The sequence below is a fragment of the Pseudomonas sp. SBT1-2 genome, assembly GCF_028640875.1.
GTDB lineage: Bacteria > Pseudomonadota > Gammaproteobacteria > Pseudomonadales > Pseudomonadaceae > Aquipseudomonas > Aquipseudomonas chlororaphis_I.
This window is the reverse complement of record NZ_JAQZAA010000092.1, coordinates 48,856-65,879: the sequence shown is the minus strand read 5'-3', so window position 1 is coordinate 65,879 and position 17,024 is coordinate 48,856. Positions and strand designations below refer to the sequence as shown.

Here is a 17,024-nt window from a genome sequence, read left to right as displayed (position 1 = left end):
CTTCCTCGACAAGAGACAAACAAGAATGCCTATCATCTGCAAAGGAAACCTTGTCTGCATCAGTCAACCTGGACAAGTGATTGACCGATTCAGCCAAATGAAGATTCAGCGTCCCGGCCCGCCGCATGGTCGCCCAGCAGCATCCTGCGCTCGGCGAGGAAACGCGCCGGCGGCTGGCCCACGGCCTTCTTGAACATGCGGATAAAGGCACTGGCGCTTTCATACCCCAGGCCCAGCGCCACGCTCTCCACCGACTCGCCCCGGGCCAGGCGCTTGATCCCCAGCAGGATGTGCAACTGGCGTTGCCACTGGCCGAAACTCAGGCCGGTCTCGGCCAGGATCAGCCGGCTCAGGTTGCGTTCGCTCATGCCGATCTGCTCGCCCCAGCCGCCCAGGCTGCGACGCTCGGCCGGCTGCTCGATGATCGACGCGGCCATGGCGCGCAGCTGCGGGTGCCGGGGCATCGGCAGGTGGATCTGTTCCTGGGGCGCGGCGGCCAGTTCATCCAGGGCCACCGCCATCAAGCGCCCCTGCGGGCCGTCGAGGTCATAGAGCTCGGGCACCTCCACGCACCGCTTGAGCAACGCCTGCAACAACGGCGAAACCGCCAGGGTGCAACAGGCCCCGGGCAGGCCGCGGACCTGTTCCGGTTCGACGAACAGGCAGTAACTCTCGGTGCGCTCCAGGCCCCGCACGTTGTGCCGCATATCCCCGGGAATCCACACCGCGCAGTGCGGCGGCGCCATCCACAGGCCTTCGTCGGTCTCGCAGGTGATCACCCCGGCCAGCGGGAACAGCAGCTGCGCCTTGCGATGGCTGTGCCAGGGCCGCTCCCAGCGCGTGGCCTGCATGGAGATCCGCAGCGCATACAGCGGCCGGTCGATCCGGTCCGGGTCCTGGGGTTGATATTGGTCGTGCAGTACCGGCATGGCGAAACCCGTGGAGGATGAGACTTGGGCCACTGACCGGCCCGACTCCCTGACGCAGGGGATTGTGCTGGCCGCGGGGCATTTCGCCAAGCAGCGCCGGCATTCAGCCGGCGGCCTGGAACTTCTTGCGGTAAGCCGCCGGCAGCAGGCCGACCCGTTGCTGGAACAGCCGGCGAAACGAGTTGCTGTCTTCGTAGCCCACCTTGTAGGTGATGCTGTCCAGGGTCATGCGCGTGGACTCCAGCAGCTCCTTGGCCTTTTCCAGGCGCAGGGTCTGCAGATAGGCCAGCGGCGTGTAGCCGGTGGCCTCCTTGAAGCGCCGCTTGAAGTTCCTCACGCCGAAGCCGAAGCGCCGGGCCGTGTCGTCGATCAGCAGCGGCTGGTCGAAGTGTTCCTCCAGCCAGTCCTGCACCCGCAGGATCTCGCCATCGCCATGGCTCTTGGGCAATGACCACATGACATACACCGACTGCTCGCTGCGCACCTTGTCGATCAGCAGGTACTTGCCGCATTTCTGCGCCAGCTCCAGGGACGCGAAGCGCCGCACCAGGTGCAGCAGCAAGTCCATGGCGGCGCTCGCGCCGCCGCTGGTGATCAGGCCCCGGTCCTCGCAGAGAAGCTGCCCCTCGTCCAGCTCGACCCCGGCATAACGCCGCCGGAACAGCTCGGCGAAAGCCCAGTGGGTGGTGACGCGGGCGCCCTTCAGCAGGCCGGCTTCGGCCAGCAGGAAGGTGGCCGTGCACATCGAGGCCAGCACCGCGCCCCGGGCGTGCTGTTGTCGCAGCCAGGGCCCATAGCCGGCAAATGCCGGCAAGGCCTCCTTCAAGGTGAAGAGAAAACCGGGGATCAGCACCAGGTCGGTCCGGGCGATCTCGGCCACGGACTGTTGCACCCGCAGCGCTTGCCCGCCCCAGGCGCTGATATCGGCGCCATCCAGCGAGGCGACCACCACCTCGAACGGCGCGTTGGCGGTGTCGGCGAACAGGTTGGCGGCGCTCAGTACTTCCAGGGCCAGGGTGGCGCTGGCGGCGGAACAGTGATCGGCCAGGAGCAAGGTGACGTGCATTGTGGATTCCGTTGCGCTTTTCGCATGAAAAAAGTCATTTGCGCACCTAGCTTAGCCGATCCCCCTTGCCTAAAGTGCGGCCATCCTTTCAATCATCGGTGTATTCATGAATCTCTGGTTCCGCATGCTGCTCATGCTGTTTCGTCGTCCGTGGCGCAAGCCGGTCGAAGGCCTGGCCACCACCGTCGTGCACATGCGCGTCTGGCCGCTCGACCTCGACCTCAACCTGCACGTCACCAACGGCCGCTACTTCACCCTGGCCGACCTCGGGCGCATGGACTTCGTCCTGCGCAGCGGCGCCTACCGCGTGGCCCTGCGCCACAGGGCGGTGCCGATCGTCGGTGATGTGTGGGGCAAGTTCCGCCGTGAACTGAAGCTGTTCGAAGCCTTCGAGGTCCACAGCCGGATCCTCGGCTGGGACGAAAAATGGAGCTTTATGGAACACCGCTTCGTCAGCAAGGGCCGGGTCACCGGCGTGGTGGTGATGCGCGGGCTGTTCCGCTCGGCCAAAGGCACGATCGCCCCCGGTGAGTTCGTCCATGAACTGGGCCTGGAGCTGTCGCCCGAGTTGCCACAGTGGCTGAAAGACTGGTCGCAAAGCTGCGATGACATGAGCGTGCAACTGCGCGCAGAAGAAAACCCGGCGCGTTGAGGCAGGTCGCTGAGACAACAACGCCATTGCCGACCCAGGTCGACAATGGCGTTGATGCGCGACAGCCAGCGTTTGACCGAGTGAGCGAGCGACGCGCCCGCCCACTCACTCAGTGCGGAGCGCGGGGGATGGTCTTGAGCAGGTCTTCGGGGCTGATATGGCCGACCACGCTGCCCGGTTGCGGCATGTTGAGGATGTGGCCTTTCATCTTGCCGATGATGTGCATCTCGCACGGCTTGCAGTCGAACTTCAGGGTCAGCACTTCGTCACCGTGAATCAGCTGCATCGGCGCCACCTTGGTACGCACGCCGGTCACACCCTTGGCCTGTTTCGGGCACAGGTTGAAGGAGAAACGCAGGCAGTGCTTGGTGATCATCACCGGCACTTCGCCGGCCTCTTCGTGGGCCTCGTAGGCCGCATCGATCAGCTTCACGCCATGGCGGTGATAGAAGTCGCGGGCCTTCTGGTTGTAGACGTTGGCCAGGAACGACAGGTGCGATTCCGGGTACACCGGTGGCGGCGTGGTCTCGGCCTTGCGGCTGCCACGCGGGTGGGCGGCGATCCGCGCGGCGGTCAAGGCTTCGATCACTTCCCGGCGCAGCGCCTTGAGCTGCGAGTTGGGGATGAAGTAAGCCTGCGGCGCATCGAGCTTGATGTCGATGGCGTGGTACTGCGTGGTACCGAGCTGGCCGAGCAGGTCCTGCAGTTGCTCCAGCGCCTGTTCCGGCTTGTTGGCGACGCCGAACGGGCCGTTCAGGGTCACGCTGGCGCTGATCCCCTCTTCACTGGTCGCGGTCACTTCCAGCTGTTCTTCACACAGGCGCGCGACCCAGCTCAGGGCCACGCGACGTTCGGCGGAAGTCTTCTGCAGGGCCTGTTGCCAGTTGTGATCGAGGTTGCGGTTCAGCGGGTGGTTCGGCCGCAGCTTGTAAAGGCCTTCCGGCATCTCGTTGGGCTCGACGCGATAGCGATAGCGTTTCTCGCCGTCCTCTTCGAATTCGCCCTTGGGTTCGGCGATGTTGGCGCGGAACCCCACCACTTCGCGCTTGACCAGCACGTTGAGGCCGTCACCGTTGGACAGCGGCTCATGGGTCACCACTTGCAGGTCGCGCTTGGCGACTTTCTCCACCACGCCCACCGGCAGGCCGGTGAAGGTCGGCGAGTCGAAGGCGCCGATGTCGATCTTGCGATCGGTGACGAAATAATCGGTGCTGCCGCGGTGGAAGGTCTTTTCCGGATCGGGCAGGAAGAAATGCGCGGTGCGGCCGCTGGAGGCGCGGGCCAGGTCGATACGGTCTTCGAGCACGTCGTCCAGGCGCTGGCGGTAGTAGGCGGTGATGTTCTTCACATAGCCCATGTCCTTGTAGCGCCCTTCGATCTTGAACGAGCGCACGCCGGCTTCCACCAGGGCGCGGATGTTGGCGCTCTGGTTGTTGTCCTTCATCGACAGCAGGTGCTTCTCGTAGGCGATCACGCCGCCCTTTTCATCCTTGAGGGTGTACGGCAGGCGGCAGGCCTGGGAGCAGTCGCCACGGTTGGCGCTGCGGCCGGTCTGCGCGTGGGAAATGTTGCACTGGCCAGAGAAGGCCACGCACAGCGCGCCGTGGATGAAGAACTCGATCGCCGCGTCGGTTTCGTCGGCGATGGCGCGGATTTCCTGCAAGTTCAGCTCGCGGGCCAGGACCAGTTGCGAGAAACCGGCCTGGTCGAGGAACTTGGCCCGCGCCAGGGTGCGGATGTCGGTCTGGGTGCTGGCGTGCAGCTCGATCGGCGGAATGTCCAGCTCCATCACGCCCAGGTCCTGGACGATCAACGCATCGACGCCGGCGTCGTACAGCTGGTGGATCAGCTTGCGCGCCGGCTCCAGCTCGTTGTCGTGGAGGATGGTGTTGAGGGTGGTGAAAATCCGCGCATGGTAGCGCCGGGCGAACTCCACCAGCTCGGCGATTTCACTCACCTCGTTGCAGGCGTTGTGGCGCGCGCCGAAGCTCGGGCCGCCGATGTACACGGCGTCGGCGCCATGCAGGATGGCCTCGCGGGCGATGGCTACATCGCGGGCAGGGCTGAGCAATTCCAGGTGATGCTTGGGCAAGGACATATTTTTTTAGTCAGGCTTGTCACGGTCGAGGCGCGCATTGTAGCGGTGAAACGCCTGACCGGCACCCGTGTACTGCCCGATGGCGCGCACTCGCCGAGCGGCGCCACCGGCCAAAGGCTGGAACTCAGGCCTTGGCCGCCATCGCGGTGACTTCCACGCGCATGCCTTCGACCGCCAGGGACGCCACGCCAACGGCGGCGCGCACCGGCCAGGGCTTGGCGAAGAAGCGCTGGTAGACCTCGTTGAACGCGGCGCGGTCGGCCATGTCGGTGAGGTAGATGGTCAGGTGCATAACCCGGTCCATGGAACTGCCGGCCTTTTCCAGCGCCACCTTGAGTGCCTGCAGGGTGCACTCGCTCTGCGCGGTGATGCCGCCCAGTTCCAGGCTGCCGTCGGCGCGGGTGGGAATCTGGGTGGAAACCAGGATGCCAGCGAAACCGGCAACGTCGGAGGAGATGGAGTCCGCGTCGGGATCGGGAATGAAGTCGATATCGTGGTTGGCCATGGGGCTCTCTTGTTCGGGGGTCATAAAGGATGGCCGGCGCCTTGCTGGGCAACGGCTTTGGCGCGCCAGTTTACAGCCCCGGCGCCGGGTCGTGCGGGAATCGGCTGGAAAACCCGGCCTTCCCTCCTCGCCCGGTGGCAGTCTGTAACACTCCAGGGCGCGGGCGACGCTGCCGCCCGACTATTATCCCTGCCAGGCATTTATCGCCGACAGGCCCTCGATATCCTGCTGGCCATTCGCGCATCAATACGAAGAACCAACCCATGAAGATCGTGATCACCAGCGTGGTCGTCGACGACCAGGCCAAGGCCCTGGCCTTCTACCGGGATGTGCTGGGTTTTCAGCTCAAGCACGACATCGCCATGGGCGAGCATCGCTGGCTGACGCTGACCTCACCCGGCGACCCCGACGGCGTCGAGTTGCTGCTGGAGCCCGACGCCCACCCGGCCGCCAAGCCGTTCACCTCGGCGCTGAAACGCGATGGCATTCCCTTCACCTTCTTCGGGGTCGAGGATGTGCATGCCGAATATGCCCGGTTGAGTGCCCTGGGTGTGCAGTTCACCCGGCCACCGACGGTCGCCGGCCCGGTGACCCTGGCGGTCTTCGACGACACCTGCGGCAACCTTATCCAGATCGTCCAGCAGAACTGAACAGCCATGGCATGGCGAACTGGAGGCAGGCCCTCGACGATCTCATTGGATTGCGCGAAGCCTGAATAATCAGCTTCGCGCAGATATCCACTCGCTCCCCGTTTTACGGCCTGTCGGGCACGACGCCGCCAATCATCACTGCCGTCGATCATTCAAATCATGAAAGCGGATTTTTTATTTTCCGCCGATGCCTTCAGAATGGCGCCACCTTCAATACCGTCGGACAAGTACGTCATGAATATCAATTTTGCAGTCGCCTGCATGATCGTGGTTTCCTTTGCCATCGCCCTGTTCCACACCTGATCGGTAGCCCCGCTCGACATGGCACCCGGCCATCGGCACGGGTGCAGGCCACTGACTTGCCGCGTTCCCCACGTGGCATTTGTTGAACATCAAGAACCTGTCCTCACCCTCGGGAACTCCCAAAGTTAAATGCTGCAGGGTGCCGCCAAGCTTCTTCGTGGCTCAGCCATGACAGCTAAGGAACAAGTCCAGGTCTTTTGGCAGAGTGATCGCCGCGAGATGCTCTATTGCATCAGTTTGTTCGGGGGTTAGAAAATAGCTGCTCACGGCCTCCGCCTCGCTCTGCCAGCCCATCACAGGCATCAGGCATTCTGTGGTGAGCGTTGGTAACTCCATCTCGAATACCGCTTCATCGCCATCTGGAGGTATGCCGTATATCTCGAATTTCAGTTCGTACTTCATGGTTCAATTTCCCTGGATCTGTCTGCCGGCTTGGTTTGCCGCCCCGTTATCGGGTCGAACTCACCTAGATGTTTCCCGCGCTTGTTGTATTTCTCCAATGCCCCATGCTGAGAGTCCCACTCATAGAGTGTGCCGTCTTTATCTTTCCAGCGGTCACGTAAGCCGCCACCCTTTTTCCGAGTCTTAGGTCTCGCCAGCTTGAGGCCAGGGAATGCAGGGAAGCTTTTAGGTTTGGGGTAGTAGCTGTGATCTCCTGGCAGGATTAGCGAGATGTAAATCGGCTGGATACCGGTGTTCGGAAACCAGATGATTGCATCTTGGTAGTCGGGCGGATGCACTGGATTGACCAATATCTTATCGGCCTGCTCAGTGGGTGGAAAAACCCAGGCCCCGGGCTTCAACGAGGCGCCTTCCAGCGTGGGGATGCCTAGCACGGCGTTTGGATCGGCTGCCGGAGTCCATATGAGCTCAGTTCCGTTCCCCAAATCCGCTACCAGTTGATCGCCAAGGCTCTTCGCTTCGATGACAGGCACCTTCTGCCACTCTGACTTGGTCCCGGTATAGAACCCGTAAACACTCACAGAACCATCCGGCAGGTGTTTTACGTTGACCCGTACACGGGTGTTCCCTTGGTTCAACTGCGCGTATTGCTCGGAGGTATAGAACGCACTGTCAGCCGACGTATCGTCAGGCAGCAGTAATGCCGCGAAACCCACAGCGGCGGAACCCGCCAAGGCCAAGGTGCCACCAAGACGAGCTACCAGCCCCCAAGCACTCCCCGAACCACCCACCCATTGCAGTGGAGTACCGCCTGCGGATATCACTGGGCCGGTGCCCAGCACCGCATAAGTACCGTATTGCTTCAGCAACTCGACGGGCACAAAACCACTGGGGTTGCTATGGTTTATCACCCCATTGGGCAAGGTGCAGGACTTGGCGAAGACACAGCCAACAGGACCAGGCTTTGCCTCTGGCTTGGCTGGCAGGTCCTTGTATTCGGCCCAGCGTTGTTCACCGAGATCGACAGGCTCCACGCCTCTATCGCGATAGCCCTTCGGGGCGTTGGGTACATAGCCGCTCATCCGTGTCCGCTTCCGCATTACCCATAAAAAAGCCTCCGGGAGGAGGCGAATAGTTGCAGTTGGCGGCTGGACGTTACCCTGAAGGGCGGCAGTTGGTAGTTAGGACAATTCTGAAGATTCGTCGTTAAACATCTCTTTAAAATCGGGTAGACATTGGTTTTGTAAGTCATCACGGTCAGTTGTGTTTAAAATGCCCGCCCTTTTATTGTCGGCCCTCCTTCGATGAACTCCGAAGCCCTCTCCATCCTGCACCATCACCTGCTGACAGCCCTGGCGTCCGCTCCCGCGGAAACCCGGCGCCTGTTCCATGGCCGCGGTCGTTGCTGGCCGGGGCTGGAGCAATTGACCGTCGACTGGCTGCAGGGCGTGGTGCTGGTGGCGCTGTTCAAGGAGCCGGAGCCGGAACAGCTGGAGGCGCTCAAGCAGTCGCTGCTGGCGATCAGCACCTCGCCGCAGTGGCAGGCCTGTGGCGCCCATACCCTGCTGCTGCAACACCGCTATCAGCTGCAAAGCCCGGTGGACTGGCTGGTGGGCGAACCTATCGAGGAATGGACCCTGGTCGAGGAAGGCCTGCGGTATCGGGTGGACCTGGGCAAGAAGCAGAACAACGGCCTGTTTCTCGACATGCGCTACGGTCGCAACTGGGTGCGCGCCAATGCCCGGGGCAAGCGCGTGCTGAACCTGTTCGCCTACACCTGCGGCTTCTCGGTGGCGGCCATCGAAGGCGGCGCGACCCATGTGGTCAACCTCGACATGTCGCGCCCGGCCCTGAGCCGCGGCCGCGACAATCACCGGCTCAATAGCCACGACCTGAGCCAGGTGACCTTTCTCGGCCACGACCTGTTCAAGTCCTGGAGCAAGGTGAAAAACGCCGGCCCCTACGACCTGGTGATCATCGACCCGCCTTCGTTCCAGAAAGGCAGTTTCCTGCTGACCAAGGACTACGCCCGGGTACTGCGGCGCCTGCCGGAATTGCTCACCGCCGACGGCTGCGTGCTGGCCTGCATGAACGACCCGGCCGTCGCCTCGGACTTCCTGATCGACGGCGTTACCCGCGAAGCCCCGGGACTGCGCTTCGAGCAACGCCTGGACAACCCGCCGGAGTTTCCCGATACCGATATCGAAAGCGGCCTGAAGGCCCTGGTGTTCCGCCGGGTCGAATAAGCGCGCAGCATCTCAGGTCTGACTTGCCGTAAGTCCGCACTCGCAATCCACCGCCCCAGGCCTGGGCCGCGTCGTGATGAATGCGCGGATGCCAGGCCGTAAAGCCCGGCACCTCACGCCGCCGTCACACCGGCGCCTGCACCACCTCGATGCCCAGGCGCCGGTAGTCGTCGATGCTGCCCGAGGCCAGGTGCTGCTCGGTGATCAGCGTATGCAGGCGATTGCACGGCGCCACGGCAAAGGGTTCCACCGCGCCGAGCTTGTCGGCGGTGGTCACCGCGACCACCTGGGATGCGCTGTCGAGCAGGGCCTGTTTCACCGGCACCTCGTCGAAGTGCAGCGAGGTGATGCCGACTTCCGGATGAATCGCGCACACTCCGGTGAACAGCAGATCGGCGCGGATGCCCTGGATCAGGCGTACCGCCTCATGGCCACCGGAAGACAGGGTCGCCGGGTTGAGCCGGCCACCGGCGAGGATCACCTGGCTGCGCGGGTACTCGGCCAGGGCGATGGCGATCAGCGGCGAAGCGGTGACCGCGGTGATGCCGATATCGGCAGGTAGCGACTGGGCGATCAGCAGCGTGGTCGAGCCCGAGTCGAACATCACGATCTGCCCTTCCTGCACCCGCTGCGCGCCGAGCCTGGCCAGGTGGCGCTTGACCTCGCTGCTTTCGCCCAGGCGGGTGAACACATCCTTGCCGGTGTCCTTGGGTCGTGGCAGCGCGCCGCCATGCACCCGCTGCAGCAGCCCGGCATCGGCCAGCTCCGCCAGGTCGCGGCGGATGGTGTCCTCCGAGACCGCGAAATGCTGGCCAAGCTCGGAGGCCATGACCTTGCCGTCGCGCTCGAGCAGCAACAGGATCTTCTGCCGGCGCACATGGGGCAGCTCGGCGACTGAATGCTGGTTTTGCATGCTTATGCCTGCTTTTGCGTGTTTATGCGAGATTAGCCAAGGCCCCGCCCAAACACAATGCTCACCCTGCGCATTGGCCGCCGGGGCCCAGGCTTGCTTTACTGATTCAATCCCAGGTCGAACCTGTCCCGCCTACAAGCCGTGCGGCACCAGGACGTCCCCCATGATTGAAGAGGTAGCGCGCGATGGAACGTCTCAGTGCCAAAGACTTCGCCCCCGAGTTGCTCGAACTCTACGACTACTACGCCCACGGCAAGATCAGCCGCCGCGAGTTCCTCGACCGGGCGGCGGCCTTCACCCTGGTCGGGCTGACCGCCAGCGCCACCCTCGCCGCCCTGACGCCGAACTACGCCCTGGCCGAACAGGTGTCGTTCACCGACCCGCAGATCGTCGCCGAATACATCACCTACCCCTCGCCCAAGGGCCACGAACAGGTCCGGGGTTACCTGGTGCGCCCGGCAAATGCCGAAGGCAAGTTGCCGGCGGTGGTGGTGGCCCATGAAAACCGCGGGCTCAACCCCTATATCGAGGACGTCGCGCGGCGCCTGGCCAAGGCCGGTTTCATCGCCCTGGCCCCCGACGGCCTGACGTCGGTCGGCGGCTACCCGGGCAACGACGACAAGGGCCGCGAACTGCAACAGAAGGTCAATCCGGAAAAGCTGATGAACGACTTTTTCGCCGCCATCCAGTGGCTGCTCGAGCACGACGCCAGCACCGGCAAGGTCGGCATCACCGGCTTCTGCTATGGCGGCGGGGTGGCCAATGCCGCGGCCGTGGCCTATCCCGAACTGGCGGCAGCCGTGCCCTTTTACGGACGCCAGCCGGACAGCGCGGAGGTCGAACGAATCCAGGCGCCACTGCTGCTGCACTACGCCGAACTGGACACGCGCATCAACGAAGGCTGGCCGACCTACGAGCAGGCGCTGAAAGCCGCGGGCAAGACTTACGAGGCTTATATCTATCCCGGGGTGAACCACGGTTTTCACAACGACTCGACCCCGCGCTACGACGAGGCAGCCGCCACCCTGGCCTGGGACCGGACGCTGGCGTGGTTTCGCAAATACCTGGTTTAGGCCAACGGCTGACAGCATTTAAAGACGACGGCGCGAGCGCGCCGTCGCCTGCACTCAGCAGCTCACTCCTTCAGCAACGCCGTGGCGATCACCGTGCCCATGGGCGTCGGTTGCGGATCGTTCTGGTGCTGCACCGCATTCAACGCCCAGGCTTCCAGCTGCACCCGGTCCTTCTGGAAGATCATCATGTGGGTCGAACCGCCGAACTCGAAATGCCCGATCTCGGTGCCGCGGGTGATGTTCACCGGGGCGGCGCCTTGGTCAACGATGAACTGGGGTTCGATCACGCAGGTCGAGACCTCGACCATGCCGATGCAGATCAGCGCGACATACCCGCAGGTCGGGTGCTCAAAGACAAAGATCGCCCGGGCGGCGACATGCCCCAGGTACGGCTGCGACTCGGTGCCCTCCCAGGTGCCCTCGCCTTCGCCCTGGGCCGGACGCTGGGCGAAATAGGTGCCCGGCTGTACCCAGGAGCGCACCAGCTTGCCGTCGAGCGGCGCGTTCCAGCGGTGATAATGGGTCGCCGAGAGGAAGCCCTGGTACGCCTGCCCACCCTGGAACGGAGCGGCCCACTGCTCCTGGCCGCCGAACAGGTCGAGCAGCGAATAATTGACGTCCTTGATCCAGAATTCGGTCTCGAACGCCACGTTGTTTTCGTACTGCCAGGGCGTGGTCTCGCAGCCGATATTGACCTGGGTGAGCGCGTTGCCCTGGAACGGCCGCGCACCGGGCACGAACTTGCGGATGAAGAACGCATTCCAGGAATCGAAGCCGTAGCCGGGCAGGTTCGGATCATGCTCCATCTGCGTCCAGACCCCGGCCTCGTGGGCCGCCTTGGAGATCCACGAGCCTTCTTTTTCCGGGTCGTTGATATCCAGCTTGTCGAGGGACGCGCTGCTCTTGAGGAAGCTGTTCCAGGCGTTGAGCACCTTCTTGAACTGCTGGTTGAAGGTCGTGTCATGGAACAGCGCGACGCCCGCCTCGGTGCCCATCGACACCGCCAGGAAGGCGTTCATCGGCGTGCCGACCTGGGCCGTGGCGTTGAACGACGATGAGGTGCTGATGATCTCGTTGAGGATCTCGAAGAAGCTGTCATAGCCGGCGATCCACAGCGCATCGCCGTCCGAGTCCTTGATCTGCTCCTTGGTCGCCTCGTCCAGGGTCGCCACGTAGTCGTTCGACTGTTCGATCATCGAGTTGATCCACATGCGGTACACGCTGTTGTGGGTAACCCAGGTCTTGAACTCGATGATTTCCTTGCGCATCGGCGTCAGGGTGCCGGCCTTTTTCTTCTCGGCGATCAGGTTGCGCAGCGGCACCAGGAACCTGGCCGTGGCCCATACCCGGTTGGGCACCCAGAAGCCCATCTGGATCGGTCCGGCGTTGGCCAGCGTGAGGCGCTCGGCGCCGGTGCTTTCCAGGCGCGCCTGCCGCGAAGGCTGTTTGGGGTTGTTGAGCTGTTTGTCGTACTGAGTCATTTCTTTACTCCTTTAAAGAGGCGGCGCCCGGGCGGCGATGGCGCGGGCGCGACCAGACTGCGGTGAGGTACTGGCCAGCAAACGACGGCTCCAGCAGGCGTTCATGTCAGGGGGGCGACAAGGGTTGTGTACGGGGTTGAACGACACTCCGTGTCCTTCTCGCAATGCCGGTCCCGGGCAGAATGCGGCGGCCGAACGGCCATCTACAGGCGCGACTTGCCTGGACAAGTAAAGCTGCTCCGGCGGGTTTCGGGGGGCCGGCAGAAATTTATAGAGCCGACCGCCTCACACCCCCACTCGGCTGGCGACCGGCGAGTGCCGGGCCATCAGCTCGGCGACCCAGTCGATAAACACCCGCAGCTTGATGCTGATATGCCGGTTGGGCGGGAACGCCACGTAGATCGGCATCGGATCGAGCTGCCAGTCCTCGAACAGACGCACCAGCTCGCCCCGTTCCTGGTGCGCCCTGGCCATGTAGTCCGGCAGCCAAAGTATGCCCAGGCCCGCCAGGCCGGCGGCGAGGTAGGCATTGCCATCGTCGACCGCCAGCACGTAGCGGCCCTTGATCTGCAGACTCTCGCCGTGGCCGCGCATGGCATACGGCAAGGCCTTGCCGGTGCGCGCCCACAGAAAACCAACGATACGATGCAAGGAATCCTCCAGCTCGCGCGGATGCACGGGGGTGCCGAGACGCTCCAGGTAGCTGGGCGCCGCATACACCCCCAGCTGGAGATCGCCGATCCGTCGCGCCATCAGCGACTGGTCCGTCAGCTCGCCGCCGCGCACCACGCAATCCACATTCTCGCCGAGCACATCGACGATGCGGTCGCTGACACCCAGGTCGATCTGGATGTCCGGGTAGCGGGCGTGAAACCCGGGCAGCGCCGGCACCAGGATCATGCTCGCCAGCGGGCTGGGCACATCCACCCGCAAGCGTCCCCTGGGTAGCGCCGAGGCGCTGGACAGGCTGGTCTCGGCATCGTCGAGGTCGGCCAGCAGGCGCACCACGCGTTCGTAATACACCGCGCCGTCGGCCGTCAGGTGGACCCGGCGCGTGGTGCGGTTGAGCAACTTGACCCGCAAGCGTGCCTCCAGCTGCTGCACCAGTTGCGTCACGCTGGTCTTGCTCATGTGCAGCGTGTCGGCGGCCTTGGTGAAGCTGCCCGCCTCCACCACCCGGGCAAAGGCCTGCATCGCATCAAAACGGTCCATTTCCACCCCGGCTAACCATTGGATTGTTTGGATTCCACAAACAGTGATGGCTACGGTTGCTCGTTTATCGGCCAGGCGCAAGTGCCTAGAGTCGGCTTCATCGTTCATTCCAGGTCGGCTTCGACCCTTATCGATGGAGGCAACACATGACTCAGCGCGACGTGGTTTTTCCGCCCGGACGCCAGGCGCTTTACCAGCGCAACCGCTACTCACCGGCGATCCGCGCCAATGGCTTTCTGTTCGTTTCGGGCCAGGTCGGCAGCAGTGCCGATGGCTCGCCCGAGCCGGACCTTGAGGCCCAGGTGCGCCTCGCGTTCACTAACCTCAACGCGATCCTGGCCGCCGCCGGCAGCTCCTTCGACGACGTGATCGACGTCACCGTGTTTATCGTCGATCCCGAAACCCGCTTCGAAACCATCTGGAAGGTGGTGCCGGAGTTCTGGGGGAAAGCACCGCACCCGACGCTGACCGCCGTGGGCGTGACCTGGCTGTATGGCTTCGACTTCGAGATCAAGGTCATCGCCAAATTGCCGGAAAGCACCGCCGGCTGATTCACAACCCTCGACCGGGTCGCGTCCGTGACCCGGGCTTCCACGGCCGGACAGATCGGCCATGCCCCTCCCATTCCCACACCCGTGCCCACGCCTGACCCAGCATCACCCATCTGCTGACCAATGATCTTTTGTCAGCCCCGCGCGCCCGATAGTTAACTCTCGCCCCGCGAAGTCCTTTGACGGACCCCGTCACAAAATCAATAAGAGGGTTGGCCGATGCAAAGCAGTGGCGCGTTGCTGTGGGTGTTGTTGGCCGCGATCGTGATGATCGTGGTGTTGATTGTCAGGTTCAGGGTGCATGCCTTTCTGGCGCTGATCGCCGCCTGCGGCCTGGTCGGAGTGGGCTCGGGGATGCCCTTGAACGGCATGCTCGAATCCTTCCAGAAGGGCCTGGGCGATACCCTGGGGTTTCTCGCCGCGATCATCGGGCTGGGCAGCATCCTGGGCAAGATGCTCGAGGAATCGGGCGGCGCCGAACGCATCGCCCAGACCCTGCTCAACACCCTGGGCGAGCAGCGCGCGTCCTGGGTGATGATGCTGGTGGGGTTCATCGCCGGTATCCCGGTGTTCTTCGAGGTCGGCTATATCCTGCTGATTCCGCTGGTGTACGTGGTGGCCAAGGAAACCCGGCTCAACCTGCTGTACCTCGGCGTGCCGCTGGCGGTGTCGCTGATGTGCGTGCACTGCATGCTGCCGCCCCACCCCGCGGCCATGGCCATTACCCACTTGCTGGGGGCCGACGTCGGCAAGGTGATCCTCTACGGCCTGATCGTCGGCCTGCCCACCGCCATGATCGCCGGGCCGCTATGGATCCGCCTGGTGGCGCGCCGCCAGGCCGAACCCTGGCAAGCAGCCTTCCTCGAGGAGCGTTGCCAGGCCCGTGGCGCGCGAGTGCTGCCGGGCTTCTGGCTGACCCTGCTGACCATTTTGCTGCCGCTGCTGCTGATGATCGGCAAGACCTTCGCCAGCGCCCTGCCCGCCGGCTCGACCCTGTCCGTGCTGCTGTCGTTCTTCGGCAACCCGCTGGTGGCGCTGGTGATCGCCGTGGTCTTCGCCTACTGGTCCCTGGGCCTGCGCCGTGGCCTGTCGATGTTGGACCTGCTGGGGCACACCCAGAAAAGCCTGCCGCCACTGGCCAGCATCCTGCTGATCATCGGTGCCGGCGGCGCCTTCAACGGCATCCTGATCGACAGTGGCGTGGGCAAGGTGCTGGCCGACTCCCTGACCCGGCTGGACATCAACCCGGTGGTGCTGGCCTGGCTGGTGGCGGGCCTGATGCACTTCGCGGTGGGCTCGGCGACCGTGGCCATGATGAGCGCCGCCGCCATCGTGCTGCCGACCCTGGGCGTCGACTCCGGCTACAGCAAGGAGATCATCGTGGTCGCCATCGGCGCCGGGGCCATCGGCTGGACCCACGTCACCGACTCGGCCTTCTGGGTGGTCAAGGAATACCTCGGGGTGTCGCTGGCCGACGCGCTCAAGACCTTCACCAGCGCCACGGTCCTGGCCTCAGTGGTGGCCCTGCTGCTGACCCTGAGCCTCGCTCATTTCATTTAAAACCTTTGTCACAGGAGTCATCCCCATGATCGCAGGCCAGCCACTCGCTACCTGGACCCGCCGCTACCCGCTGCTCGAAGAGCTGATGGCGTTGCGCGAAACCACCTGGTTCACCCCCACCCGCGCGCCCCTGGCCGATGGCCTGAGCGACCTGGCGCTGAGCACCGCCGACGTGGCCGATGCCAGCGCGCGCCTCGAGCGTTTCGCCGCCTATTTTCGCGTGGCCTTTCCCGAGACCCTGGCCAACAACGGCATTCTCGAATCGCCGATCCAGCCACTGCCAGCCTTGCAGGCGGTGCTGGCCGGCCGCTATGGCCAGGCCCTGCCCGGCGCGCTATGGATCAAGCAGGACAGCCACCTGCCGATCTCCGGGTCGATCAAGGCGCGCGGCGGTATCTATGAAGTACTCAAGCACGCCGAACACCTGGCCCTGGAGGCCGGCCTGCTGCGCATGGACCAGGACTACAGCGTGCTCGACTCGCCCGAGGCCCGGGCGCTCTTCAGCCACTACCGGATCGCCGTGGGCTCCACCGGCAACCTGGGCTTGTCCATCGGCCTGATGGGCGCCCGGCTGGGGTTCCAGGTCACGGTGCACATGTCCGCCGACGCCCGCCAATGGAAGAAGGACAAGCTGCGCGCCCACGGGGTGAGTGTCATGGAGTACGAAAGCGACTACAGCATCGCCGTGGCCCAGGGGCGCCAGCAGGCCAGCGCCGATCCGGCCTGCCATTTCGTCGATGACGAGAACTCCACCGACCTGTTCCTCGGCTACGCCGTGGCCGCCGAGCGCCTGAGCCGGCAACTGCAACAGGCCGGGGTCCGGGTCGATGCCCAGCATCCGCTGTTCGTCTACCTGCCCTGCGGTGTCGGTGGCGGCCCTGGCGGCGTGGCGTTCGGCTTGAAGCTGGCGTTCGGCGACGCCGTTCACTGTATATTTGCCGAGCCCACCCATTCGCCGTGCATGCTGCTCGGGGTGCACACCGGGCTGCATGACGAGGTGTCGGTGCAGGACTTCGGCATCGACAACCTCACCGCCGCCGACGGCCTGGCCGTTGGGCGCGCCTCGGGGTTTGTCGGCCGCGCGATGCAGCGGCTGATCGAGGGTTACTACACGGTCAGCGACGACGAACTGCATGCCCTGGTCTGGCTGATGGCCAAGCACCAACAGCTGCACCTGGAGCCCTCGGCGGTGGCCGGTGTCCCGGGCATCGCCCGCGTGCAGGCGCAGCGCGAGCAGTACCTGCGGCGCAGCGGCATGAGCGCCGAGGCGTACACCCGGGCCACTCACCTGGTCTGGGCCACGGGCGGCAGCATGGTCCCGGACACCGAGATGCAGGCTTATCTGGCGCAAGGTGCCCGGGTGCTGCAAGGCTCATAACAGAC

Annotated in this window: 17 protein-coding genes; 7 read left to right on the top strand and 10 right to left on the bottom strand. The window is 64.1% G+C overall.

Annotated features, from left to right (window positions below):
* Positions 1 to 89: 89 nt before the first annotated feature.
* Both PVZ78_RS19980 and PVZ78_RS19975 read right to left on the bottom strand, forming a co-directional pair.
* Complete coding sequence (locus PVZ78_RS19980; protein WP_443218360.1) at positions 90 to 929, bottom strand: AraC family transcriptional regulator; 840 nt, start codon at positions 927 to 929, stop codon at positions 90 to 92.
* A gap of 103 nt (positions 930 to 1,032) precedes the next feature.
* On the bottom strand, positions 1,033 to 1,995 hold the full coding sequence (locus tag PVZ78_RS19975; RefSeq protein ID WP_273829124.1) for a GlxA family transcriptional regulator: 963 nt from the start codon (positions 1,993 to 1,995) through the stop codon (positions 1,033 to 1,035).
* A gap of 106 nt (positions 1,996 to 2,101) precedes the next feature.
* Here PVZ78_RS19975 and PVZ78_RS19970 point away from each other — a divergent pair, with 106 nt between their 5' ends.
* Positions 2,102 to 2,647 (top strand): thioesterase family protein, encoded by a 546-nt coding sequence (locus PVZ78_RS19970; RefSeq protein ID WP_009048336.1) that lies wholly within the window; start codon positions 2,102 to 2,104, stop codon positions 2,645 to 2,647.
* A 109-nt stretch (positions 2,648 to 2,756) separates the two neighbouring features.
* On the opposite strand, the gene PVZ78_RS19965 is transcribed toward PVZ78_RS19970, so the two are convergent.
* Together PVZ78_RS19965 and PVZ78_RS19960 are read right to left on the bottom strand one after the other, a co-directional pair.
* A complete protein-coding gene (locus PVZ78_RS19965) occupies positions 2,757 to 4,745 on the bottom strand; it encodes a peptidase U32 family protein (RefSeq protein ID WP_273829123.1) in 1,989 nt (662 codons plus the stop codon).
* 124 nt (positions 4,746 to 4,869) lie between these two features.
* The gene (locus PVZ78_RS19960; protein WP_101282178.1) at positions 4,870 to 5,250 is read right to left on the bottom strand and encodes a RidA family protein; all 381 of its coding nucleotides are present in this window, start codon (positions 5,248 to 5,250) and stop codon (positions 4,870 to 4,872) included.
* Between the two features lie 263 nt (positions 5,251 to 5,513).
* On the opposite strand from PVZ78_RS19960, the gene PVZ78_RS19955 reads away from it, so the two are divergent.
* A complete protein-coding gene (locus tag PVZ78_RS19955) occupies positions 5,514 to 5,900 on the top strand; it encodes a VOC family protein (protein ID WP_038580070.1) in 387 nt (128 codons plus the stop codon).
* Positions 5,901 to 6,052: 152 nt separating this feature from the next.
* Here the strand turns inward: PVZ78_RS19955 and PVZ78_RS19950 are convergent, their stop codons facing one another.
* The 3 genes from PVZ78_RS19950 to PVZ78_RS19940 all read right to left on the bottom strand — a co-directional run bounded on the left by PVZ78_RS19950 (position 6,053) and on the right by PVZ78_RS19940 (position 7,687).
* Positions 6,053 to 6,184, bottom strand: a complete 132-nt coding sequence (locus tag PVZ78_RS19950) for a hypothetical protein (RefSeq protein ID WP_016702842.1) — start codon at positions 6,182 to 6,184, stop codon at positions 6,053 to 6,055.
* 181 nt (positions 6,185 to 6,365) lie between these two features.
* On the bottom strand, positions 6,366 to 6,605 hold the full coding sequence (locus tag PVZ78_RS19945; RefSeq protein ID WP_051673129.1) for a pyocin S6 family toxin immunity protein: 240 nt from the start codon (positions 6,603 to 6,605) through the stop codon (positions 6,366 to 6,368).
* On the bottom strand, positions 6,602 to 7,687 hold the full coding sequence (locus PVZ78_RS19940; protein ID WP_273829122.1) for a colicin E3/pyocin S6 family cytotoxin: 1,086 nt from the start codon (positions 7,685 to 7,687) through the stop codon (positions 6,602 to 6,604). The genes PVZ78_RS19945 and PVZ78_RS19940 overlap by 4 nt, the downstream gene beginning before the upstream one ends.
* Positions 7,688 to 7,909: 222 nt before the next feature.
* Here PVZ78_RS19940 and PVZ78_RS19935 point away from each other — a divergent pair, with 222 nt between their 5' ends.
* Positions 7,910 to 8,851, top strand: coding sequence for a class I SAM-dependent methyltransferase (locus PVZ78_RS19935; RefSeq protein WP_273829121.1), 942 nt, complete (start codon positions 7,910 to 7,912; stop codon positions 8,849 to 8,851).
* A 124-nt stretch (positions 8,852 to 8,975) separates the two neighbouring features.
* On the opposite strand, the gene PVZ78_RS19930 is transcribed toward PVZ78_RS19935, so the two are convergent.
* A complete protein-coding gene (locus PVZ78_RS19930; RefSeq protein WP_124308201.1) occupies positions 8,976 to 9,764 on the bottom strand; it encodes a DeoR/GlpR family DNA-binding transcription regulator in 789 nt (262 codons plus the stop codon).
* Between the two features lie 185 nt (positions 9,765 to 9,949).
* On the opposite strand from PVZ78_RS19930, the gene yghX reads away from it, so the two are divergent.
* Positions 9,950 to 10,837 carry a YghX family hydrolase gene (gene yghX, locus PVZ78_RS19925; protein WP_110177376.1) on the top strand — a complete coding sequence of 296 codons (888 nt, stop codon included), beginning with the start codon at positions 9,950 to 9,952 and terminating at the stop codon, positions 10,835 to 10,837.
* Positions 10,838 to 10,899: 62 nt separating this feature from the next.
* Here yghX and PVZ78_RS19920 read toward each other — a convergent pair whose 3' ends face one another.
* Both PVZ78_RS19920 and PVZ78_RS19915 read right to left on the bottom strand, forming a co-directional pair.
* Entirely contained in the window at positions 10,900 to 12,318 is a 1,419-nt protein-coding gene (locus PVZ78_RS19920) for a phosphatidylserine decarboxylase family protein (RefSeq protein ID WP_016702847.1), read from the bottom strand.
* A 285-nt stretch (positions 12,319 to 12,603) separates the two neighbouring features.
* Entirely contained in the window at positions 12,604 to 13,530 is a 927-nt protein-coding gene (locus PVZ78_RS19915; RefSeq protein WP_273829120.1) for a LysR family transcriptional regulator, read from the bottom strand.
* A gap of 146 nt (positions 13,531 to 13,676) precedes the next feature.
* Between PVZ78_RS19915 and PVZ78_RS19910 the strand changes: the two genes are divergently transcribed.
* The 3 genes from PVZ78_RS19910 to PVZ78_RS19900 all read left to right on the top strand — a co-directional run bounded on the left by PVZ78_RS19910 (position 13,677) and on the right by PVZ78_RS19900 (position 17,019).
* Complete coding sequence (locus PVZ78_RS19910) at positions 13,677 to 14,081, top strand: RidA family protein (RefSeq protein WP_124301353.1); 405 nt, start codon at positions 13,677 to 13,679, stop codon at positions 14,079 to 14,081.
* Positions 14,082 to 14,300: 219 nt separating this feature from the next.
* Positions 14,301 to 15,641: a GntT/GntP/DsdX family permease gene (locus PVZ78_RS19905; protein WP_009048325.1), complete on the top strand. Its 1,341-nt coding sequence runs from the start codon at positions 14,301 to 14,303 to the stop codon at positions 15,639 to 15,641.
* A gap of 25 nt (positions 15,642 to 15,666) precedes the next feature.
* Complete coding sequence (locus PVZ78_RS19900; protein WP_273829119.1) at positions 15,667 to 17,019, top strand: D-serine ammonia-lyase; 1,353 nt, start codon at positions 15,667 to 15,669, stop codon at positions 17,017 to 17,019.
* Positions 17,020 to 17,024: the final 5 nt, after the last annotated feature.